Origin of the sequence: Flavobacterium sp. (genome assembly GCF_027484705.1) — a bacterium.
Lineage (GTDB): Bacteria > Bacteroidota > Bacteroidia > Flavobacteriales > Flavobacteriaceae > Flavobacterium.
The window spans coordinates 386,590-408,937 of the sequence record NZ_JAIXSL010000007.1; the positions used below are offsets into that span (position 1 = coordinate 386,590).

Annotated in this window: 20 protein-coding genes and 1 tRNA gene; 11 read left to right on the forward strand and 10 right to left on the reverse strand. The window is 41.8% G+C overall.

Annotation, left to right across the window (positions count from 1 at the left end):
* Positions 1 to 53: 53 nt before the first annotated feature.
* The 3 genes from Q0058_RS03775 to Q0058_RS03785 form a co-directional block, all read right to left on the reverse strand.
* A tRNA-Ala gene (locus Q0058_RS03775) sits at positions 54 to 127 on the reverse strand.
* Between the two features lie 21 nt (positions 128 to 148).
* Positions 149 to 1,816, reverse strand: a complete 1,668-nt coding sequence (locus tag Q0058_RS03780) for a DUF6029 family protein (protein WP_298221399.1) — start codon at positions 1,814 to 1,816, stop codon at positions 149 to 151.
* A 3-nt stretch (positions 1,817 to 1,819) separates the two neighbouring features.
* Positions 1,820 to 2,296, reverse strand: coding sequence for a TlpA disulfide reductase family protein (locus Q0058_RS03785; RefSeq protein WP_298221400.1), 477 nt, complete (start codon positions 2,294 to 2,296; stop codon positions 1,820 to 1,822).
* A gap of 95 nt (positions 2,297 to 2,391) precedes the next feature.
* On the opposite strand from Q0058_RS03785, the gene Q0058_RS03790 reads away from it, so the two are divergent.
* The 3 genes from Q0058_RS03790 to Q0058_RS03800 all read left to right on the forward strand — a co-directional run bounded on the left by Q0058_RS03790 (position 2,392) and on the right by Q0058_RS03800 (position 4,576).
* A complete protein-coding gene (locus Q0058_RS03790; protein WP_298221401.1) occupies positions 2,392 to 3,225 on the forward strand; it encodes an Omp28-related outer membrane protein in 834 nt (277 codons plus the stop codon).
* Between the two features lie 119 nt (positions 3,226 to 3,344).
* Positions 3,345 to 3,797 (forward strand): 6-carboxytetrahydropterin synthase, encoded by a 453-nt coding sequence (locus tag Q0058_RS03795; protein WP_298221402.1) that lies wholly within the window; start codon positions 3,345 to 3,347, stop codon positions 3,795 to 3,797.
* 23 nt (positions 3,798 to 3,820) lie between these two features.
* On the forward strand, positions 3,821 to 4,576 hold the full coding sequence (locus tag Q0058_RS03800) for a UDP-2,3-diacylglucosamine diphosphatase (protein ID WP_298221403.1): 756 nt from the start codon (positions 3,821 to 3,823) through the stop codon (positions 4,574 to 4,576).
* A 5-nt stretch (positions 4,577 to 4,581) separates the two neighbouring features.
* Here the strand turns inward: Q0058_RS03800 and recJ are convergent, their stop codons facing one another.
* Positions 4,582 to 6,270 (reverse strand): single-stranded-DNA-specific exonuclease RecJ, encoded by a 1,689-nt coding sequence (gene recJ, locus Q0058_RS03805; protein ID WP_298221404.1) that lies wholly within the window; start codon positions 6,268 to 6,270, stop codon positions 4,582 to 4,584.
* A 123-nt stretch (positions 6,271 to 6,393) separates the two neighbouring features.
* On the opposite strand from recJ, the gene ade reads away from it, so the two are divergent.
* Positions 6,394 to 8,013 carry an adenine deaminase gene (gene ade, locus Q0058_RS03810; protein WP_298221405.1) on the forward strand — a complete coding sequence of 540 codons (1,620 nt, stop codon included), beginning with the start codon at positions 6,394 to 6,396 and terminating at the stop codon, positions 8,011 to 8,013.
* On the opposite strand, the gene Q0058_RS03815 is transcribed toward ade, so the two are convergent.
* The 3 genes from Q0058_RS03815 to Q0058_RS03825 all read right to left on the reverse strand — a co-directional run bounded on the left by Q0058_RS03815 (position 8,010) and on the right by Q0058_RS03825 (position 11,345).
* Positions 8,010 to 9,365 carry a TlpA disulfide reductase family protein gene (locus Q0058_RS03815; protein ID WP_298221406.1) on the reverse strand — a complete coding sequence of 452 codons (1,356 nt, stop codon included), beginning with the start codon at positions 9,363 to 9,365 and terminating at the stop codon, positions 8,010 to 8,012. The genes ade and Q0058_RS03815 overlap by 4 nt on opposite strands.
* A 222-nt stretch (positions 9,366 to 9,587) precedes the next feature.
* Complete coding sequence (rsmI, locus tag Q0058_RS03820) at positions 9,588 to 10,265, reverse strand: 16S rRNA (cytidine(1402)-2'-O)-methyltransferase (protein WP_298221407.1); 678 nt, start codon at positions 10,263 to 10,265, stop codon at positions 9,588 to 9,590.
* 90 nt (positions 10,266 to 10,355) lie between these two features.
* Entirely contained in the window at positions 10,356 to 11,345 is a 990-nt protein-coding gene (locus Q0058_RS03825) for a hypothetical protein (protein WP_298221408.1), read from the reverse strand.
* 197 nt (positions 11,346 to 11,542) lie between these two features.
* Between Q0058_RS03825 and Q0058_RS03830 the strand changes: the two genes are divergently transcribed.
* From Q0058_RS03830 to Q0058_RS03855, 6 genes are all read left to right on the forward strand, one after another.
* Positions 11,543 to 12,172 (forward strand): thymidine kinase, encoded by a 630-nt coding sequence (locus tag Q0058_RS03830; protein WP_298221409.1) that lies wholly within the window; start codon positions 11,543 to 11,545, stop codon positions 12,170 to 12,172.
* A gap of 2 nt (positions 12,173 to 12,174) precedes the next feature.
* Entirely contained in the window at positions 12,175 to 14,619 is a 2,445-nt protein-coding gene (locus Q0058_RS03835; RefSeq protein ID WP_298221410.1) for a bifunctional UDP-N-acetylmuramoyl-tripeptide:D-alanyl-D-alanine ligase/alanine racemase, read from the forward strand.
* 81 nt (positions 14,620 to 14,700) lie between these two features.
* Entirely contained in the window at positions 14,701 to 15,102 is a 402-nt protein-coding gene (gene mscL, locus Q0058_RS03840; protein ID WP_298221411.1) for a large conductance mechanosensitive channel protein MscL, read from the forward strand.
* A gap of 131 nt (positions 15,103 to 15,233) precedes the next feature.
* A complete protein-coding gene (locus Q0058_RS03845) occupies positions 15,234 to 16,223 on the forward strand; it encodes an aspartate-semialdehyde dehydrogenase (protein WP_298221412.1) in 990 nt (329 codons plus the stop codon).
* A 94-nt stretch (positions 16,224 to 16,317) separates the two neighbouring features.
* Positions 16,318 to 16,668 carry a hypothetical protein gene (locus Q0058_RS03850; protein ID WP_298221413.1) on the forward strand — a complete coding sequence of 117 codons (351 nt, stop codon included), beginning with the start codon at positions 16,318 to 16,320 and terminating at the stop codon, positions 16,666 to 16,668.
* A gap of 66 nt (positions 16,669 to 16,734) precedes the next feature.
* Positions 16,735 to 18,942, forward strand: a complete 2,208-nt coding sequence (locus Q0058_RS03855; RefSeq protein ID WP_298221414.1) for a TonB-dependent receptor — start codon at positions 16,735 to 16,737, stop codon at positions 18,940 to 18,942.
* A 36-nt stretch (positions 18,943 to 18,978) separates the two neighbouring features.
* Here the strand turns inward: Q0058_RS03855 and Q0058_RS03860 are convergent, their stop codons facing one another.
* On the reverse strand, positions 18,979 to 19,794 hold the full coding sequence (locus tag Q0058_RS03860; RefSeq protein ID WP_298221415.1) for an SDR family NAD(P)-dependent oxidoreductase: 816 nt from the start codon (positions 19,792 to 19,794) through the stop codon (positions 18,979 to 18,981).
* 200 nt (positions 19,795 to 19,994) lie between these two features.
* Between Q0058_RS03860 and Q0058_RS03865 the strand changes: the two genes are divergently transcribed.
* A complete protein-coding gene (locus tag Q0058_RS03865) occupies positions 19,995 to 20,369 on the forward strand; it encodes a DoxX family membrane protein (RefSeq protein WP_298221416.1) in 375 nt (124 codons plus the stop codon).
* 40 nt (positions 20,370 to 20,409) lie between these two features.
* Here the strand turns inward: Q0058_RS03865 and mtgA are convergent, their stop codons facing one another.
* Together mtgA and Q0058_RS03875 are read right to left on the reverse strand one after the other, a co-directional pair.
* Positions 20,410 to 21,087 (reverse strand): monofunctional biosynthetic peptidoglycan transglycosylase, encoded by a 678-nt coding sequence (gene mtgA, locus Q0058_RS03870; protein ID WP_298221417.1) that lies wholly within the window; start codon positions 21,085 to 21,087, stop codon positions 20,410 to 20,412.
* Positions 21,088 to 21,093: 6 nt separating this feature from the next.
* Positions 21,094 to 22,206 carry an FAD-dependent oxidoreductase gene (locus tag Q0058_RS03875; protein ID WP_298221418.1) on the reverse strand — a complete coding sequence of 371 codons (1,113 nt, stop codon included), beginning with the start codon at positions 22,204 to 22,206 and terminating at the stop codon, positions 21,094 to 21,096.
* Positions 22,207 to 22,348: the final 142 nt, after the last annotated feature.

Sequence of the window (22,348 nt, forward strand, 5' to 3'; positions counted from 1 at the left end):
AAACGAATTGTATAAAACAAAAAACGCGATAAGTAAATTATCGCGTTTTTTTGTGGAGAATACCGGAATCGAACCGGTTACCTCTTGCCTGCCAGGCAAGCGCTCTAGCCAAGTGAGCTAATCCCCCGCATTGTTCGTGGCAAATATATTAAAAAGTTGTATTCAATGACAATGAAATTCCAGAACTTTCCGGAACAATTCTGCAAACACCGCCAACACACACCAAACCACCTCTTTGTCTGCCGTAATTAAGCGCAATTCGGGTTGATTTTTGTCTAAAAGCACCTCCGACATTATAGTAATGGTTTCTCATTTCCGAATCATCATTACCGTAATTGTACATGTCCGAAGCAAAAAATGAGTATTTTGAATTCAGGTTAAACTCTACTGTGGATGCCGCCCAATTCTTTTTATCGGTATCCGCCCACATATGCTCACCAACCATTCTGACCGATTTTGAATCCGTGAATTTATAAGTCGCTTCGGCGCCCAGTATATTCGTTTTGACCAATCCGTAAGTTTCCTCAATCAGTTTTTTATTATAATACTGGTTGATGTACGTGAAAGCCGACTGCCATTTCTGGCTCCATTTTTTGGTGATTTCTATATTGTAATCGGAAAAGTATTTTTTCCCGAAGCCGAAGAAATCCGTATTGTAATCTTTTTTTGGAAGGTAGAATTTTCCGCCCAAAGCATTCCAATTCGAAACATTGACCGCGACCTTTGTTCCGTATTTTCCACCCAATGCTGTTTCTTTTTTGAAATTGTAGAACACATCAAGCTGTCCGCCAATCTCGCCCGTTTTCAAAAGCGTTTCATCGGCTAAAATCACATTGGGTTGCGCCTGATACACATAAATATTCGCAAGATTGTAATGGTGCTGCCTGGTCAGGCTCGGTACAAAATTCATAATGCGGTCATTGAAAGCATTACCTTTAGCATTTCGTTCCGAGAAAAAACCCATATTCTCTAGTCTTCTGAACGTTCCGTCAAGACCAAATCCTTTTTTGGAATAACCCATATTGACGAGCAACGCATTTCCGGGTTTGATGAAATCATGTTCCACCTGTTCTTTCACTTCGACCACCGCATCTTTAGATTTGATGTCGTATTCCGTCGAAAAGTAAAATCCTTTGTGGTTGAAATCCATTCTTCCCGCAAAACCATTGGTCAGGCTATTGTATTTTGGATTGGCAATCGCTATCGCTTCTTCTCGCCCGACGTAGGTCAAGCCAAAAGACAATTCCGTATTTTCGAAATGAAACAGCTCAGACAATACTACTTCCGCGTCCACACCGTAAATTTCTCCTTCACTGACATCAAAACCCGTACGCTGTCTGCCGTAAATGCTTTTCAAAGTAAAATAAGAAGCCGGTTTGAAAATGACCCTTCCGCCACGCAAAGCATTGTTGATGCCCAACGCCCGATCTTCCCAACTTCTGTAAAGCAATCCGCTGCCGAACTGCTCATAAAAATAACCCGCCGTAAGATCAATTTTTTCGTTTTTGTATTGCACAAAATAAGTCGCCACATCAGATTTGTCAAACTTCGGATTGTAGTTCAACAACGCCTGGTCTTCATAAGATTCGCCCTGAATTCCGGCCGACCAGTTTTTATATTTTAAATTCAGAAAAAGATAATTGTTGGAACGAACAGGAATGTCCGGATGTTCAACGCCCAAATCCTCATCATTGAGATACCACTGCGAATTCGATTCAAATCCGCCAAAAAAATTGATTTTTTCCTTGGGTTTCACTTCCTGTGCTTGGGCTGCTATTGTAAACAAAATCATGAGGCCGGCTAGACGTATCTTCATGGTTTAAAGGGTTTTCAGTTTTTCGAACAATTCTTTTTCATTGCCCGGAACGTAACCATTTTGGATGTGAACAATCACGCCATTCTTAACTACAATTGTGTAAGGGATATTGACAATCGACATTGCGCGTTTAAAGTCCTGATTGGTATCGAGCAACACGTGATAATCCCAGCCTTTGCCATTGATTAGTGGTTTCACTCTTTTTTGCGTTCTTGAATCGTCTGTGGCTACCGCAATCACTTCAAAATTGGCCGATTTTTTCCATTCATCCTGCACGTCATTCAACTCGTCGAGTTCGCTGATGCATGGGGTACACCAAGTGGCCCAGAAAGAAAAAACATAAAGTTTGTCTTTTTCGGCGTAATCATTTTTCAACGAAATTGATTTTCCTTCAAGGTTGACCAGATTCAGGTTCGGGATTTGTTTCTGAGCGAAAACACTGCATCCGATTAAAAGCAACAACAGGTGTAATTTATTCATAATTGTATCGTTTTGTATGCAAATAAATAAATTATAATCATCAAAATAAAATATAATTTGTTTTATTTGTAATAATAAAATTTACGCTTGCCGCTATGAAAAAATCTGGTTTTTTAGGACTTCTTTCGATCACTTTGTTTTTGGCTTCCTGCAGCAGTACCGAGATGGTTTACAGTCCGATTCCTGTTGATGATACCGTAGATGCACCACCAATTTCAGGGCTTTTCCAAAAAAAGGTTCTGATTGAAGATTACACCGGCACCTGGTGTGGCAACTGCACGCGGGTATCATTGGCCATCAACAAAGTCGAAGCAGAAACCGACAATATGGTCGCGGTAGCCATTCACAACGGAAACGATCCTTATCATTTCGCGGGCTATCAACCTTTGCAGGAATTGGTTTCTCCGGGCCGTGATTTAGAATTACCTGTTTCACGATTAAACAGAATCACGAGGTGGACAACATTTGAAAACGATCATATCAACGAAGCTTTAAATTTAACGAGCAACAATTGCGGTCTCGGTTTAGCCATGAAAACTGTCGTGGGCGATGCTACGATCGATCTTGATGTCAAAGTAAAATTCGCGCAGAACTATGATAACCTCAGACTGGTCGTATATGTCTTAGAAAATCATTTGATTTACCGCCAAACCAATTATTACTCGTTTTGCGGCACATTGCCTACGATACAAAACTTCGACCACAATCATGTGCTTAGGGCTTCGCTGACCGATTTGCTCGGAAATCCTTTGGCCAATACCAATTTCAACCAAACCGTCACGACCCATTTTTCGGTGCCGATTCCTTCAAATATAAGCAATCCGGACAACATCAGTTTTGTAGCTTTTGTAGTCGATGCCAACAACAATGCGCTCAATGCCAGAGCAGCCGAGGGCAACGAAGACCAAGATTTCGAACAAAATCCATAAAAACCATAGCTTACAAAATTTAAGAGTCGCTTCATGGCGGCTTTTTTTGTGTATTTTGAATCAATCAAAACCGTTCGACTTATTTCAAAAGTGCTTACCTTTACGGCAAAATTTTCTCGATGAGTAAGATCAGGATTACCAAAGAATTCAGCTTCGAAACCGGTCATGCACTGTATGGTTATGACGGGAAATGCAAGAATGTTCACGGCCACAGCTACAAACTTTCGGTGACCGTTATTGGGGTTCCGATTACCGACCGAACTAACGTGAAATTCGGAATGGTCATCGATTTTTCGGATCTCAAAAAAATCGTGAAAGAAGAAATCGTCGATCATTTTGACCACGCCACGGTGTTCAACGAAACCACGCCGCACCTCGAATTGGCTAACGAACTCAAAACCCGCGGGCATCACGTCATCCTAGTCAATTACCAACCTACAAGCGAAAACATGGTCATTGATTTTGCCGAAAAAATTAAAAACAGGCTGCCAAAATCGATTCAGTTGCATTCCTTAAAATTACAGGAAACCGATTCCTCTTTTGCAGAATGGTATGCGAGCGACAATCTTTAAACCGAATTCCATAAATTAGCTTCATGGCACTTCCAAATCACAAGAAAATCTATTTCGCTTCTGACCAACATTTTGGCGCGCCAACGGCCGAACTGAGTTTTCCAAGAGAACAAAAATTCGTAGCCTGGCTTGATGAAGTCAAGAAAGATGCACAAGCTATTTTCCTACTCGGCGATTTGTTCGATTTCTGGTTTGAATATAAAAAAGTCGTTCCTAAAGGATTCGTCCGTGTTTTGGGCAAACTAGCGGAAATCCGTGACAGCGGCATCCCGATTTATTTCTTCGTCGGCAACCATGATTTGTGGATGTCGGACTATTTCCAAAAAGAACTCAACATTCCGGTATACCACGACAACGAGGAATACACTTTTGGCAACAAGACTTTCCTGATTGGCCACGGCGACGGCAAAGGCCCGGGCGACAAAGGCTACAAACGCATGAAAAAAGTGTTCACCCACCCGCTTTCCAAATGGATTTTCCGATGGTTGCATCCCGATATCGGCGTGAGTTTAGCGCAATATCTTTCTGTGAAAAACAAACTTATTTCGGGTGAAGCTGACGTCAAGTTTTTAGGTGAAGACAATGAATGGCTCGTGCAATACGCCAAGCGCAAACTCGAAACCAAACATTACGACTACCTGATTTTTGGCCACAGGCATTTACCGATGATCATCAAAGTTGGTGAAAATGCCGAATACATCAACCTTGGCGACTGGATTGGTTATTTTACTTATGGCGTTTTCGACGGTGAAAAATTCGAACTCAAAACCTTTGAATAAAATCCTTATCGCAAATCCTTGATGCGCAATTGCACGGAAACATTGCCGTTCCATTCATTTTCTTCGACACAATAGACGGTTTCAAATGGTTTTTTGTTTTTGGTCAAGTCAATTTTATCCGCCAAACCAAAACCAACCGCAGGAAAACCATCCGAATGTTTTTGCTTGACAAACAGTTTTAAATGCGTTTCGTCGCCTCCGATTTTTTTGGCATAACCGGTATCGAAAACATTACTGGTCATGAAAACCGGCGTTCTGTTTTGCGGGCCGAAAGGTTCGAATTGCTTCAAAAGTCTTGTGAGTTTTGGGGTAATTTCATCAAGCTCAATTTCGGCATCGACTTGTAATTCCTCTGTAAGCATTTCGGGTAAAATCGTATCCTTGACTGCTTTTTCAAAAGCATCCTTAAATTTTTGATAGTTCTCGGGTTTTAAAGTCATGCCCGCCGCATACATGTGCCCGCCAAATTGTTCGAGATGTTCCGAGCATGCTTCGAGTGCATTGTATACATCAAAGCCGTGAACCGAACGTGCCGAAGCTGCATACTTGTCGCCGCTTTTCGTGAAGACAATGGTTGGTCGGTAATGGTTTTCTATCAAACGTGAAGCAACAATACCAATCACGCCTTTATGCCAATCTTCCTTAAAAACGACTGTGCTAAACCGTTTTTGTTCGCCGTTTTCTTCAATCTGTTTTAAGGCTTCTTTGGTAATTTGCTGATCAAGATCTTTCCGGTCAGCATTATATTGCTCGATCTCTGAGGCAAATTGCTGCGCCTGATCGAAATCGAATTCCGTCAATAATTCTACTGCGTGGTTGCCATGTTTAATTCTTCCCGCGGCATTGATTCTTGGTGCGATAATGAAAACAACATCCGTAATCGTTAATGCATTCTTTTTAATCTGTTGCGTCAACGCCTGAATTCCCGGACGCGGAAAAGTATTGATGACCTGCAAACCAAAATGTGCGAGAATCCTATTTTCACCTGTCATCGGGACAATATCGGCAGCAATCGCTGTAGCCACCAAATCGAGATAAGAAGCAAGATCATCAATCGTCTGTTTTCTGTTTTTCCCTAAAGCCTGAATCAGTTTGAAACCCACGCCGCAACCGCACAACTCGTCATACGGATAACTGCAATCGTCACGTTTCGGATCTAAAACAGCCACAGCATCTGGCAAAGTTTCGCCGGGCCGGTGGTGGTCGCAAATGATAAAATCGATGTTTTTTTCTTTCGCATAAGCGACATGACCTATGGATTTAATGCCGCAATCGAGCGCGATAATCAGTGAAAACCCATTGTCGTCGGCAAAGTCAATGCCTTTATAAGAAATACCGTAACCTTCGTCATAACGATCGGGAATGTAAGTCGCTATGTTCGGATAAATCGTTTTCAAATAAGACGAAACCAAAGCTACAGCAGTCGTTCCATCGACATCATAATCGCCGAAAACCAAAATATTTTCTTGATTGGCGATAGCGGATTCAATACGTTCTACGGCTTTATCCATATCCTTCATCAGGTACGGATCGTGCAGATCATCTAAAGAAGGGCGGAAAAACTGTTTGGCCTGTTCATAGGTTTCGATGCCGCGTTGCAGCAGCAGTGTGGCAACAATAGCATCGACGTTCAAAACATCCTGAAGATGCTTAATTTTTTGGGAATCGGGTTTGGTTTTAAGGGTCCAGCGCATGAGATAAATTTTGTTTGGTGTATAGATTGATTGAATAGTGTTCCAAATTTAGGAAAAAATCTTTGTCATGTGTGCATCAATCCATTCGAAAAATTCGTTCTTTGTGATACAAAATATAATATCATGCAAATTCAGGGGCAAATCGTCGACATTACAAACAAAAGAATCTATTCGGGTGAAGTTCAGGTCGAAAACGGCAAAATCATCGGTTTAATTGAAAAAGAACACGACGTCAAAAACTACATTCTTCCGGGTTTTATAGATGCGCACATCCATATCGAAAGCTCGATGTTAGTGCCTTCCGAATTTGCAAAAATCGCGGTGCTCCACGGTACGGTCGCTACAATTTCCGATCCGCATGAAATTGCGAATGTTCTCGGAAAAGACGGCGTTTATTACATGATCGAAAACAGCAAAAAAGTGCCCTTGAAATTTCATTTTGGTGCGCCTTCATGCGTTCCCGCGACTTCGTTTGAAACCGCCGGAGCCATCATCGATTCGGACGGCATCAAAGAACTCATGGCGCATCCCGATATTTATTATCTCGCCGAAATGATGAATTATCCGGGCGTTTTGTTTGACGATCCTGAAGTTTTAAAAAAAATCGAATGGGCGAAACATTTCAACAAACCGGTCGATGGCCATGCTCCGGGTTTGCGCGGTGAAGCCGTTAAAAAATACATTAACGCAGGCATCACGACCGATCACGAATGCTTCACTTTTGACGAAGCGCAGGAGAAATTATCGTTGGGCATGAAAGTGCTGATCCGCGAAGGCAGCGCCGCCAAAAACTTCGAAGCGTTGATCGATTTGTTGCCCGAACATTTTGAAAACATGATGTTCTGTTCCGATGACAAACATCCCGACGATTTGATCGTGAGCCATATCAATGCATTGTGCGCGCGTGCCGTGGCTAAAGGCATTGATGTTTTTAAAGTGTTGCAATCGGCTTGTATCAATCCGGTAAATCATTATAAAATGAACGTCGGCTTGTTGCGTGAAAACGATGCGGCAGATTTTATCGTCGTCGAAGATTTAGTCGATTTTAAAGTGCTGCAAACATATATCGATGGCGAACTTGTGGCTGAGAAAGGAAAATCTTTCGTGAAGCATATCGATTTCGAAACTCCGAATAATTTTAACGTCAACCCTAAGCAAATCAGTGATTTTGAAATAGCTGGTTCGGCGACAAAAATCCGCGTGATTGAAGCTTTAGAAGGGCAACTCATTACGAATGAAATCCATGCTGACGCTTTATTTTCTGACGGAAAAATCATCAGCGACACCTCGAATGACATATTAAAAATGGCTGTTGTAAACCGCTATCAAGATACTAAACCAGCGATTGCGTTCATCAAAAACTTTGGCTTGAAAAAAGGCGCGATTGCAAGTTCCGTAGCGCATGATTGTCATAATATAGTTGTCGTTGGCACTTCAGACGAAGAAATCTGCAACGCCGTGAATACTTTAATTAAAAATACAGGCGGAATTTGCGCTGTGAACGGAACTGAAGTCAAATCATTAGCGCTTCCCGTAGCCGGAATCATGAGTGACAAAGACGGCTGGGAAACCGGAAAACTGTATCAGGAAATCGATGCGATGGCGAAATCGTTGGGAAGCCAGCTCAAAGCGCCTTTCATGACTTTGTCGTTTATGGCTTTGCTGGTGATTCCGGATTTGAAGTTATCGGACAAAGGTTTGTTCAGCGGCAAATCCTTTTCGTTTGTGGATTTGGAAATTTAAAGCGACTCAAGCCATTTTTGAAGGTCTTCTTTTACACTGTGCGCATCCATTTTGGCGACAATCTTGCCTTTTGAATCAATGAGAACGAACGATGGCAATGAGGTGATCGCGTATTCACCTATAGAAGTGTTGTTAGGCCCTTCCATCGTATTGATCCAGCCGTAACCCATATATTTCTTGATGAAACCGGTCCATTCTGCGGTGTTGGTGTTGGCCGCCACGGTAAAAATCTTAAATCCTTTTGACTTATATTGTTCTGCAATCGGCCCGAGTTTGGGTAAAGTTTCCTGGCAATGCGAACAACCCGGGCTGTATATTGCGAGCAAAGTATACTTTGAACTTGCGGCAACAGCTTTCAATTGTTGCACTGTTCCGCTTGTATCTTTAAGGCTTACGTTAATCAAAGGGCCGCCCACCATAGATTTCGCCAACCGCTGCAACTTTGCCTGAACCACCTGCTGCACCATTTTTCCCGGATTTGCCTGCGCCCAATCAATATAACCGTTGATCAAGTCCTGACGTTTGCTTTTCACAAGCCCGTCGTAAAGTGCATCTTGCAGCCGTTTGGCCGCTTCAGTGTTTTTTGATGCGCCATTGAGCAGCGACTCAAAAGCAGCAAAGGATTTGTCGTTTTTATTGCAAATGAAATTAATGTAATCTTCAATAATCCAGGTCGGAATAGAAGTATTATAAAATTTTGGATCGGCAAAATAAGGCCGTTTGAGATAATTTTGACGCAGGCTTTGAACCGACGCCAAATCTTTTTCAGTTACGCGGTCGGTAACGCTAAGATAATTCGCGGCATAGGTTTGCGGATTTTGTTTGGCGAAATCGGCAAGTTCGGTTTGATAATCGCGAATCAGTTTGGCGAATTCCTGAAATACTGTAGCGTCTTCGAGGTTTTTTTGGCGATAGCTGTCGATATTGGTCGAAAACTTTTTGTGTGCGTTTAAAAAGTCCTGATAGGCTCTATTCTCCGGCGAATTCTGGATTTGGATTGCATTTAAGATGTCATTGCCGCAAGTCAAATCGATTTGGTATGTTTTCTCTTTTGCGGTCACCATGAAATATTGTGAATAAAGGCCTTTTTTGAGGTAAACCAAACCCGGTTCTTTAAGCAAAACTTTGGCTGCAAATTCTCCGTTCGGGTTGACCTTTATCACTTGTCCGTCTTGCTCCGAACCGTGAAATTCGCCAAAATACAGATCGGCCGGTTTGCGATAATCGCCTAACAGTTTTCCTGAAAGCTGGATGCTATAGAACTTGTTTACAGCTTTTGATTTTGTTTTTTTGGGTTGCGCAGAAAGACAAAGACTGCTGAAAATTAAAAATACGGTAAGAAAATTTTTCACGACAATGACTTTATTTGTTGATTAACAATTTGGGTTGAAGCATTACGAAAATAGAAAAATTTACAAATATTCTGAAGTGTTGGAAGGTTAAATTTGAATCAACGAAAGCACTTCTTCGATCCGAGTCGCGTTAGGGATAGAGCCATTGTCTGAGCTCTTTTTGTGCTGGCGTTCAGCATAAAAAAGCGAGTGCGAAAGCCCGACCCGCAGGGAAACGCCCAATTATTTTGTTGATTTCCCAGCCACAACGACTACAATTTCCCCTTTTGGCGGCTTGTTTTCAAAATGCGTCAACACTTCTTTTGCCGTACCGCGCACATTTTCCTCGTGCAGTTTGGACAATTCGCGCGACACGCAAACCTGACGGTCTTCACCAAAATACTGCGTAAATTCAGCTAAAGTTTTTACAAGTTTGTGCGGCGATACATATAAAATCATCGTACGCGTTTCTTCAGCCAATGCCAAATACCGCGTTTGTCTGCCTTTCTTGTCGGGCAAAAACCCTTCGAAAACGAATTTGTCATTCGGCAAGCCACTGTTGACCAAAGCCGGAACAAATGCCGTGGCGCCCGGTAGACATTCCACCGTAATATTATTCTCGACACAAGCGCGCGTGAGCAAAAATCCGGGATCGGAAATCGCGGGCGTTCCTGCATCGGAAATCAGCGCAATGGTTTCTCCGGCTTTGAGCCTTGCGATTAGGTTCTCGACGGTTTTGTGTTCGTTGTGCATATGATGGCTGTGCATATGCGTGCTGATGTCAAAGTGTTTGAGGAGTTTGCCGCTCGTGCGCGTGTCTTCGGCGAGAATCAAATCGACTTCCTTGAGGATGCGGATCGCGCGGATTGTCATGTCTTCTAAATTGCCGATGGGCGTGGGAACGATGTATAGTTTTGACATAAGTAGTGTCTTTATTAAACACAAAATCCACTAATTTACACTACTTTTTTCGTGTGAATTGGTGGAATTGTAGCTTGTTTTTATAGGTTTCTATGAGAATCTTTTCTCGATGATTTCCATGAAACGCTCGGCGTATTCGTCTTTGCCTTCCCAATTGTCGTAATCGGGTTTGACCATGTTGTCAATGAAATTTTTGGCTTCTTCGAACGTATCAAACGTCATCAATTGTGATAACACGCGGTTGTAATCTTCACTGCTGTTCGCAAAAAGATTGCTCATGAATGCGATTCTGTCGTTGAGCCCGATGATGATGCCTTTTGACAATCGGTCATTAAGCGAAGTGGATTGGTCTTTATTGAGGGAAATGACCGGCGCCGCATCGTTATAGCTTCTTCCGATCGGAATGACATTCGACGGTTGGGTTGCTTTTTCTTTTTCGAGTTCTTCGGGTTTTACGAAAACAGGATCAACGTAATCCGGGCCTAATAAATCATCGAAAGTGATTTGTGGCGATACGTTTTTGATTTCTTCTTTGATCTGTTCTTGTATTTCTTCGTCTTTGGTGTCGAAAGACAATTCGAAGGCAGGTTTGAAATCGAGTGCTTCCGTTTTGATTTCTTCTTCTGAAGTTTCTTCTGTTTCTTCCGCTGCAAGTTCTTCTGTTTCCGTTTCCTGTGCGATTTCTTCAGATGCTTCGGTTTCGGCAACTGGTTCGCTTTCTTCTATTTCAACTTCGTGCTCTTCATCAGTAGCTTCTTCTTCGGCTTTTGGGCTTAAGGGGAGCGCTTCTTCCGTTTGCTGATCTTCTTCAGTCTGAGCAACTATAGTTATTTCCTCTTCAACTTCAGCTATAGGTTGCTCCGCTGGAGCTTCAAAAGCGGCTTCGATTTTATCTTCAATTTCGGCGCGTCCGATGGTTGGTTTTACTTCAGCAAAATGGTCTTCCACGAAACGAAGCACCGATAATTTCTCGTAGAGATTTTGGGCTTCCTGATGCAGTTGGTGCAATTCTGATTTGTTTTTAAGCTTTAGGATTCGATGCGCGATGCTGATCAATTCGGCTTCCAACTTTTTTTTCATAACTTTAAAATTACCTTGATTGGGGTTTTCTTTTTTATAATTTGCTTCTTTGCCATTTATTTCACGAGGCGAAGAAGTCAGCTTAAATAAAATTTTTCTACTTTTGACAACGGCGTAAATATACTAATTTTTATATCGGTTTATTTACAGTACAAAGTAATAAAATCTATTCATCTTTAGCGCAGAAAAAACACAAAATGTTTCTCGAAAATACAGTCAATCATAAAGAACAATTTGGATGGATAGAAGTGATCTGCGGGTCGATGTTCTCTGGGAAAACCGAAGAACTGATCCGACGGTTGAAGCGCGCGCAATTTGCCAAACAGAAAGTCGAAATCTTCAAACCTTCGATCGATACGCGTTACGATGAAGAAATGGTCGTTTCGCACAACAAAAACGAAATCCGTTCGACACCCGTTCCCGCCGCCGCCAACATCGCCATTTTAGCGCAAGGCTGTGATGTGGTCGGTATTGATGAAGCGCAATTCTTTGATGATGAAATCGTAAAAATCTGCAACGATTTGGCCAATTCCGGAATCCGCGTGATTGTCGCCGGACTCGACATGGATTTTAAAGGAAACCCGTTTGGTCCGATGCCTGCACTCATGGCAACAGCGGAATATGTGACCAAAGTACACGCCGTTTGCACCCGCACCGGAAACCTCGCCAACTACAGCTACCGAAAAACCGACAACGATAATCTGGTTTTTCTTGGAGAAACCGAAGAATACGAACCTTTGAGCCGCGCGGCCTATTACGAAGCCATGCGTAAAAGTCAGGAAGTACAGCAAACGGAAAAAGTCAAAACCCGCAAAAATCACGAATAACTTTGGTTTTATCCATCAAAAATATAGTCCCAATCCTTCATGCCCAATGGTTTGGCAAACATCCTAATACCTTAATTGAAAACATTGCGATTGACAGCCGTTCGTTGCAGAATGGAGCGCAAACCTTATTTTTTGCGATTGTCGGCCCGAACAATGACGCACATGTTTACATAGAAGAATTACTCGAAAAAGGCGTCCGAAATTTTGTAGTGACGCACGTTCCCGAACCTTTCAAAGACCGAGCAAACTTTTTGGTTGTCGGGAACACGCTCGAAGCCTTACAGCTATTCGCAGCGCACCACCGCGATCTTTTTGATTTCCCGATCATTGGCATTACGGGAAGCAACGGAAAAACGATTGTCAAGGAATGGCTCAATTTTTTATTGGGTCCGGATTACAATATCATCCGAAGCCCGAAAAGTTATAACTCACAAGTTGGCGTGCCGCTTTCGGTGATTGCGATCAATGAGCATCACAATCTCGGGATTTTTGAAGCCGGAATTTCTACCGTGCACGAAATGGAAAAACTTGAAAGAATCCTCAAACCAACGATTGGGATTTTGACCAATATCGGTTCGGCGCATGACGAAGGTTTTGCCAATATCGGCGAGAAGATGAAAGAGAAACTCAAGTTGTTTCATCACGCTAAGATTCTGATTTACAACAAAAACAAATCAATCGATGCGTTCCTGAATCCGAAAATCAAAACTTTTTCATGGAGCTGCAAAGACGAAGAAGCCGACGTATTCATCACCAAAAAATCGATTTTAGATAAGACACTTTTAAGAATCCGTTACGCCGAGTCGACTTTTGAAATCAAGATTCCTTTTCAGGATGATGCTTCGGTAGAAAATGCGATCCAGTGCATTATGGCGCTTTTGTATTTCAAATACGATCCGAAAGTCATTGAAAGTCGCGTCGAATTGTTGTTTCCGGTGGAAATGCGATTGAAAGTTAAAAACGGTATCAACAACACGATGCTGATTGACGACAGTTACAGTTCGGATTTCCAGTCGTTGAAAATTGCGCTCGATTTTCTCGAAAGCCAGAAACAATACAAAAAGAAATCGCTGATTCTGTCGGACATTTTCCAGAGCGGTTTGTCGGATGATGAGTTGTATTCGAAAGTTTCGCAATTGATCATTTCGAATAAAATCCAGCGTGTGATTGGTATTGGCGCAACGATTTCGAAGTTTAAGAATAAGTTCCTGAATTGCATCACCTTTCCCAATACCGAAGCATTTATCAATCATATAGAAAGCCTCAATTTTGGCAATGAAACCATATTGATCAAAGGCGCGCGGTCGTTCAACTTTGAGAAAATCGTGCATGCGCTTGAAGAAAAAACGCACGAAACGGTTTTAGAAATCAACCTCAATGCGATCAGCCACAACCTCAATTTCTTCAAATCGAAACTCAAAGCCAGAACCAAAATGATGGTGATGGTCAAAGCGTTCGGTTATGGCAACGGCGGTTTTGAAATTGCGAAACTGCTCGAGCACCATAAAGTGGATTATCTCGGGGTGGCGTTTGCCGACGAAGGCATTTCGCTTAAAAACGACGGCATCAAATTGCCGATTATGGTTTTGAATCCTGAATCGACAAGTTTTGCCGCAATCATCCAACACCAATTAGAGCCTGAAATCTACAGCCTTAAAGGCCTGAATGCGTTTTTGAAAATTGCCGAACAGAAGAAACTCAAAAATTATCCGATTCATATTAAGCTCGATACGGGCATGCACCGTTTGGGGTTTGAAGAAGAGCAACTTACAGAATTGATCGCAAGACTTAAAGACAATAAAGCCATTCAAGTCAAAAGCATCCTTTCGCACATGGCCACGAGTGATGATTTGGAACACCACGAATTTGCTCTGGAACAGATTGCATTGTTTGAAAAACTGTCGTCACAATTGATTTCGGAATTGAAAATCAAACCGATTCGTCATATCCTAAACACTTCGGGCATCAGCAATTATCCGAAAGCACAATACGATATGGTGCGTTTAGGTATTGGGCTTTACGGCATTTCTAATGATCCGGAAGAACAGCCATACTTAGAAAATGTAGGTACTTTAAAATCAATCATTTCCCAAATCAGAACGATTGATGCGGGTGAAAGTGTAGGTTACGGCAGAAGGTTCGTGGCTCAAAAAACCACCAAAATCGCTACGGTTCCGATTGGTTATGCCGACGGAATTTCAAGACATTGGGGCAATGGCGTAGGTTATGTTACCATTCATGACCAAAAAGCAACGATTGTCGGAAGCATTTGTATGGATATGCTGATGGTAGATGTTACTGACATTGCTTGTTTTGAGGGCGATCCTGTAATTATTTTCGGTGAAAACCCAACCGTTGTTTACATCGCGGAAAAATTGCAAACGATTCCATATGAAATTCTGACCAGCATTTCGCAACGCGTCAAAAGAATTTTTTACAGAGAATAACAGAATTGTGTTGTTTTATGTTAAATTTTAATTACATTAGCTCGATTTTTAAACTAAAACTATAATTAATCCCCCTTTATTATGTTAAAAGAATTCAAGAATTTTATTATGACTGGCAACGTAATCGAATTTGCTGTTGCAGTAATCATGGCAGGCGCAGTAGGCGCGGTTGTCAACGGATTTGTTGCTGATATCGCGATGCCGATTGTAGGAATGCTCACCGGCGGAATGGATTTCTCTGCACTGAAATACGTTTTATCTCCGGAAGTGAAAGACGCTGCAGGCGCTGTGGTTACTCCAGAAAACGCTGTGCGATATGGCGCTTGGATCAACACCATTGTTAGTTTGGTGGTGGTAGGTTTTGTGATGTTTTTGATCATCAAAGCTTACGGAAAAATGAAAAAACCAGCTCCGGCTCTGGCTCCTTCAGGACCAACGCAAGAAGAATTGCTGACACAAATCAGAGATTTATTGAAAAAGTAGTACCGCTACACTTTATATTCTAACCCAACCATTCGTTTCGGCGGATGGTTTTTCTTTTTTACAAATGCAAAATCAAGCGATTTTCTCGTTATTTTTGTGCTTTAAAAATTCAAACTTAAATCAAGAAATATATGAAAGTTGCTGTTGTAGGAGCCACAGGAATGGTTGGCGAAGTGATGCTTCAGGTTTTGGCTGAAAGAAATTTTCCGGTCACCGAATTGATTCCGGTTGCTTCGGAGAAATCTGTCGGAAAAGAAATCGAATTCAAAGGAAAAAAATATAAAGTCGTAGGCATGCAAACCGCCGTAGACATGAAAGCCGATATCGCTTTGTTCTCAGCCGGCGGACAAACTTCTTTAGACTGGGCACCAAAATTCGCAGCAGCAGGAACTACCGTGATCGACAATTCTTCAGCTTGGAGAATGGATCCGACCAAAAAATTAGTCGTGCCCGAAATCAATGCTTCGTTATTGACCAAAGAAGATAAAATCATTGCAAATCCAAACTGTTCTACGATTCAGATGGTTTTGGTGTTGGCGCCTTTGCATAAAAAATACAACATCAAACGCGTGATTGTTTCTACTTACCAATCGATCACAGGAACTGGTGTGAAAGCGGTTCAACAATTGGAAAACGAATACGCGGGCGTTCAAGGTGAAATGGCCTACAAATATCCGATTCACAGAAATGCGATTCCACAATGCGATGTGTTTGAAGACAACGGCTACACCAAGGAGGAAATGAAACTCGTTCGCGAAACCCAGAAAATCATCGGAGACGACAACATCAAAGTCACAGCTACAGCGGTTCGCGTTCCTATCGTGGGCGGACACAGCGAAGCGGTCAATGTTGCATTTGAGAATGATTTCGATATCAATGAAGTTCGCAATATTTTGCACCATACTGACGGCGTAGTTGTTCAGGACAATACCGATACTTACACTTATCCGATGCCGATGTACGCACAAGGCAAAGACGAAGTTTTTGTCGGAAGAATCCGTCGAGACGAAAGCCAGCCGAACACTTTAAACATGTGGATTGTTGCGGATAATTTACGTAAAGGCGCTGCAACGAATACCATTCAGATTGCCGAATATTTAGTAGCGAATGGTCTAGTTTAAAAATATACTTTTCATAAAAATCTGTTTGTGTTGACAAATCCAAAACTTTGTTAAAACAAACAGATTTTTTTATGGCTTCATTACATTTGTACCGATGAAAAAAAGGTGGGCCATAATCAATTCGGTGTTGATGGTTGCGGTATTGTGCTCGATGCTGCTGCAATCGGTGCATTCGTTGGAGCATCTCAGCAAACTGTTTTCCGAAAAGGAATGCCATCACAAATACAGCGGACAAACCGAAATCTCGCACCAGCACCATCCATTTGATGAATGTTTTACTTGTGAGTTTACGTTCAGCGCTTTCGTTACTCCCAAAGATTTTTCGTATTCTCCGCAGTTTTTTCAAGGATTCCTTCCTTATTCCTGCTTCGGTCCTAACGAAGTTATTGTTTCGTTTTCAGGAAGTTCCTATTCGCTTCGCGGTCCGCCAAGTTTTATTGTCTAAATAAGGTCATTTCTTCCTATCGCAAGTAGGAAGCTGTTTCTCATTGATAACAATAATACTATTCTCATGAAAAAAATCATACTATTCCTGTGTCTGGGATTTTCGGTCGTGCTGCATGCTCAAAACTCCGTTACCGGAACCATTACAGATGCGAAAAGCCAGCCCATCAAAGGCGTCACGATTACAGCTCCTGAATTACACAAAGGCACGACAACCGACGACAACGGAACCTACACTTTGAACAATCTTCCCAACGGCACGCTGAAACTGACTTTCAGTTATATCGGATTTGCCACTCAAAACAAATCCATTTCATTAGTACAAAAAGAAACGGTGCTTAACGTCAGCCTTGAAGAAAAAGCCTTCCAGATGGATGAAGTCATTGTGTCGACGGCCTTCAACAAACTGCAATCGCAGAACGTCATGAAAGTCGAACACGCAAGCATGCGCTCTTTACAACAAAAAGGAACGTCCACTTTAATTGAAGGTTTGGCAACCATTCCAGGCGTTTCGCAAGTTTCCACAGGAACATCTATCGGAAAACCTGTGATTCGCGGCTTGAGTGGCAATCGGGTTTTAGTGTATTCGCAAGGCGTTCGTGTCGAAAACCAGCAATTTGGTGACGAGCACGGTTTAGGTCTAAATGATGCCGGCGTTGAAAGCGTTGAAGTCATCAAAGGTCCGGCTTCTTTGCTTTACGGTTCGGATGCGCTTGGCGGCGTGTTGTATTTCAATCCTGAAAAATTTGCGGAAGCGCATACTTTCAAAACCAATTTCAGCCAAAAATTATTCTCGAACACTCTAGGAAGCAACACTTCTTTAGGTTTGAAAACGTCCACGGAACACTGGAAATTTTCGGCGCGCGGCAGTTATAACACTCATTCAGATTACAAAGTTCCGGATGATAATCGCGTGACCAATACGCGTTACAACGAATCGGATTTCAAAACGGGAATTGGTTATTCGAATGCGAAATTCTCAAGTGTACTGCGTTATAATTACAACAAACTCGATTTAGGCATTCCTGAAAACGGCATCGCAGAACAAACGAAATCCAAAAAAACTGATTACCCGAAACAAGGTGTTTTCAACCATTTGTTGAGCTGGAACAATATCGTTTATTTCAAAAATTCCAAGCTCGATGTCGATTTGGGTTATATCGAAAACGACCGCAGCGAATTTGAAGACAGCGATGTGGCCAACCTGCACATGAAACTCAAAACGTTCAATTACGATGCTAAATTTCACCTGCCGAAATTCGGAAAAATGGAATCGATTGTCGGCATTCAGGGCATGCATCAGACCAATACGAATTCTGGTGAAGAATATCTGATTCCCGACGCGAGCACGAATGATTTTGGGGTTTTCGGAACTTTCAATTGTGAATGGAAATCGAACGTCATCCAAGCCGGATTGCGTTATGACAACCGAAAAATAACAAGCAACGCGCATGGGATTTCAGGTGAAGAAGGTTCGTTTGAAGCCATCAATAAAAGCTACGACAGTTTTAACGCCGCGCTCGGATACAAAACCAATTTGCTCGAAAACCTCACTTTAAGACTCAATGCTGCTTCAGGATTTCGTGCGCCAAATCTCGCAGAACTCACTTCTAATGGCGTTCATGAAGGTACAAACCGTTACGAAATCGGAAATGCCAATCTTAAAACCGAACAGAACATCCAGACCGACATCAATCTCGAATACAACAGCGACCATTTTGAGTTTTTTGCCAATGGATTTTACAACCATATCAACCATTATATTTATGCAGCGCCAACTGGAACGGTGTTAGACGGCAATGATGTGTTTCAATACATTCAGAATGATGCGATGCTTTACGGCGGTGAAATCGGATTTCACATTCATCCGCATCCGCTCGATTGGCTGCATCTAGAAAGCAGTTTTGAAAACGTGACCGGCAAGAAACAAAATGGCGATTACTTGCCATTGATTCCGGCCAACAGTTGGAGCAATACGATTCGTGCGGAATTCAAGATCAAAAAATGGCTGACCGACGGATTCGCGACTTTGAATGCCGTGCACACTTTTGACCAGAATAATGTGAGCGGTTTTGAGACGCGTTCGAACGATTATACTTTGGTGAATTTGGGAATCGGCGGGAAAATACATGTAGGGAAATCCGCTTTTGATGTCAACCTTAACGGGAACAATCTTTTTGACAAAACCTACACCGCCCATTTGTCGCGATTGAAAACCGACGGCATTCCGAATATGGGAAGAACGATTGTTTTGGGTTTGAATTTTACGATTTAATATTGGGAAGCCGATTGTCTGTTGATGGTCGGCTTTTTATCTCAAAACAAACCTGCGGATCATACTGTTGAACAAGCGATAGCCTAATATTGCCCGAAGCGTTTTCATGGCGTTGGCGTCAAAACCAATCGAATATCTTCTGAAATTCGGGTTCGGGTTTTCGGCAATTTCTAATAATTTTTGGGTGATTTTCGGTGTCAAATCGGTGTTCTTGGCGGTTTTTTTATGGAGCATTTCTGTGACTTTTTCCATCAATCTATTGTATGATGGAATGGCGGAAGGCGCTGATTTGTTCACGTTGCTTTGAAAATTAGTAGCCGCATTGCCAAATTGTACGGTGCACACTGAAATGTTGAAATCGATTAATTCGTACGCCATACATTCTGAAAAACTTTCCACGGCTTGTTTGGTTGAATGGTAAAAACTACCCAGCGGCAAATTGACCAATCCGGCAATCGATGAAATATTGATAATCTGCCCATAATTTTGCTTTCTGAAAACAGGAATGAATGCGCGCGATACTTTAACAACGCCAAGCCAGTTGATATCGACAATTTTTTCAAAATGGTCATCTTCGGCTAGCTCGACAAAGCTTCGATAGCCGATTCCGGCGTTGTTGATGATAACATCAATATGGTCGAAATCCTGAAGTATTTTTTCTTTGGCGTTTTCGATGCTTGCTGTAGATGTAACATCGAGCAAATAACAATGGATGTTGGGCAATCCGTGTATCGCGTGACCTTCGTCAAGGCAAATCATTGATGCGATAACACTCCAGCCGTTGGTCGCAAAATGAAGCGCTGTTGCTTTGCCGATTCCACTCGAAGCACCCGTGATTAAAATGGTTTTCATAAATAATTTTCAAGCCGTGAATATAGAACTAAAGCTTATTTTTTTACACCATTTTGCTAAATAAATTTAAACAACCACACACCAACATATTGATTGAATTTTAAGAATTTTTTTTAGCTATTAAATGTCTTATGTGTATTTTATAAAGAATAAATTATTAATTTAGGATTTTATTTAACGTCTAATTAATCTGATTGCCTATGAATTCACAATTTACTTTACTGGTTAGAATCGTATTAGGAATTTTGCTTATCGTTTTTGGGAGCAATAAATTTTTGCACTTCATTCCATTACCGCCACCGACAGGTTCCGCTGCTGATTTTATGAATTCATTAGGCGCGACGGGTTATATTTTCCCATTCGTCGGCATGTTGGAAGTGATTATAGGCGCCATGCTCTTGTTTAAGAAATGGGTTGCTTTTGCTTTGATATTGTTAGCTCCGATTTCTATCAACATTTTGCTTTTCCATTTATTTTTAGACATTCCGGGTGTTGGCGCGGCTTTGATTGTGGCCATATTAAATGCCATTTTGATTTATAAGCATTGGAAACAATACCTCCCGTTGTTTCATTGATATTAAAAAAGCGCTCTCATCAGGGCGCTTTTTTTATGACTTAATAGTCTATTTTGACATAATTCATATGCTTGACGATCCTGCCTTTTCTCCGTGTAATAAAAGACGAGGAATTGGTCGCCGTAAATTTTCTTGGGTTTGGAAGAATTGCTGCGATTCCGGCGGCTTCCATTTTAGTCAGACTCACGGCGCTTTTACGGTACCAGTATTTAGACGCTGCTTCGGCTCCATAAACGCCGTTCCCCATTTCGATGCTGTTCAGATAAACTTCCATGATGCGCTCTTTGCCCCAGATCAATTCAATCAACACTGTGAAATAAGCTTCAAGACCTTTTCTCAAATAACTTCTGCCCTGCCACAGAAAAACATTTTTGGCCGTTTGCTGCGAAATCGTACTGCCGCCTTTGAGTTTTTTGCCTTTCTCATTGTTCTCCATCGCTTTTTCAATTGCTTTGAAGTCGAAACCGTGATGCGTCAGGAAATTGGCATCTTCACTCGCGATGACCGCTTTTTGCAAATTGGTTGAAATTTCTTCGAGCGGCACCCAGTCATGGCTGCAAACCATGTCTTCGCCATCGAGTTTGTTTTCGATCACTCGTGTCAGCATCAGTGGCGTTGAGGGAACAGGAACCCATTTAAAAATCAAAACGGAAAGTATCGAGATTCCTAAAAACCAAAGAAAAAATTTTCCAAGGATGCGAAGTGCTTTTTTTATCATGTTATGTTAAATTAAATCTGCGAGTTCATTTCCAATCAAACTTCCAATGGCAACGCCCATTCCGCCCATTCTTACACCGCAATAGACGTGATCGGACAATTGGGAAACAATAGGGTTTTTACTGGAACCCAATCCCATAATGCCACTCCAGCGGTGCTCTATTTTAAATTCCGTTTCAGGCAGAATGACTTCTTTTAAAAGTTGCTCCAGTCGGTTTTGGATCAATTCGGTTTCACCCAATTCGGTTGTGGTTTCGCCCTGAAAATCTAAGTTTCTGCCGCCGCCCAAAAGAATCCTGTCGCCTATGTTCCTGAAATAATAATAGCCTTTATCGATGTGAAACGTGCCTTTGATGTCAAGATTGGGAATCGGTTCGGTAATCAAAACCTGTGCACGCGCTGGCTTGACTTCCTGTTTGATGACTTGATTCGCGAAGCCGTTTGTAGCAAACAACAATTTCCTAGTGTTAAAACTAAAGTCGCCTAAAGCTACATTGACTCCATTCGCATTTTCCTCAAAAGCAGTTACCGTTTGCAGGTTAAGAATCAGGATGTCTTTTGAAATGGCTTGTTTTAGCAATGCTTGCATCATATTGCCGGTGTCGATTTGCGCTTCGAAAGGATTAAAAATCAGATATTCGTGAATGCCGCGAAAATTGAAACGGTCGAATTCCTTGAGAAAAACTTCCGTTTTAAAAATGGGTTTGATAATTTCATTGATGAACGGCAGTTTATGCAAACTTTCTTGATACGCCGATTCGTCTTCATTTAAAAACAATTCATAACCACCGTAAGGCTTGTAATCTATGGTTTGATCCCCGAGATTTTTTCGCAACAATTGCAATCCGCTCCATCGTTTTTGAATAAGCTGAATGACTTCTTCTTCGGAATGCGTTTTAAGATCTTCGACAATTTCAGAAATACTGCCGAAACACGCAAATCCTGCGTTTTTAGTACTCGCGCCTTGCGGCAACATGCCTTTTTCAAGCATCAGGATTTTACTCTCGGGAAATCGTTCGCGCAACCGAAGTGCTGCGTGCAATCCGACGATACCACTTCCGACGATTGTGTAATCCACGTTGGTGAACCAATTTTTAATTTCCCAGTAACTTAAATTCATGCGCAATAGTTTGTATAAAAATAGTTTTTATCTGATTTGAAAATGTATTCGATGAGAAATTATTTCTTTTTGAAATGTTATATTTCATTAATTGTAAGAAATCAACCCACAATATGAGAAATACCCAACTTATTTTTTAAAA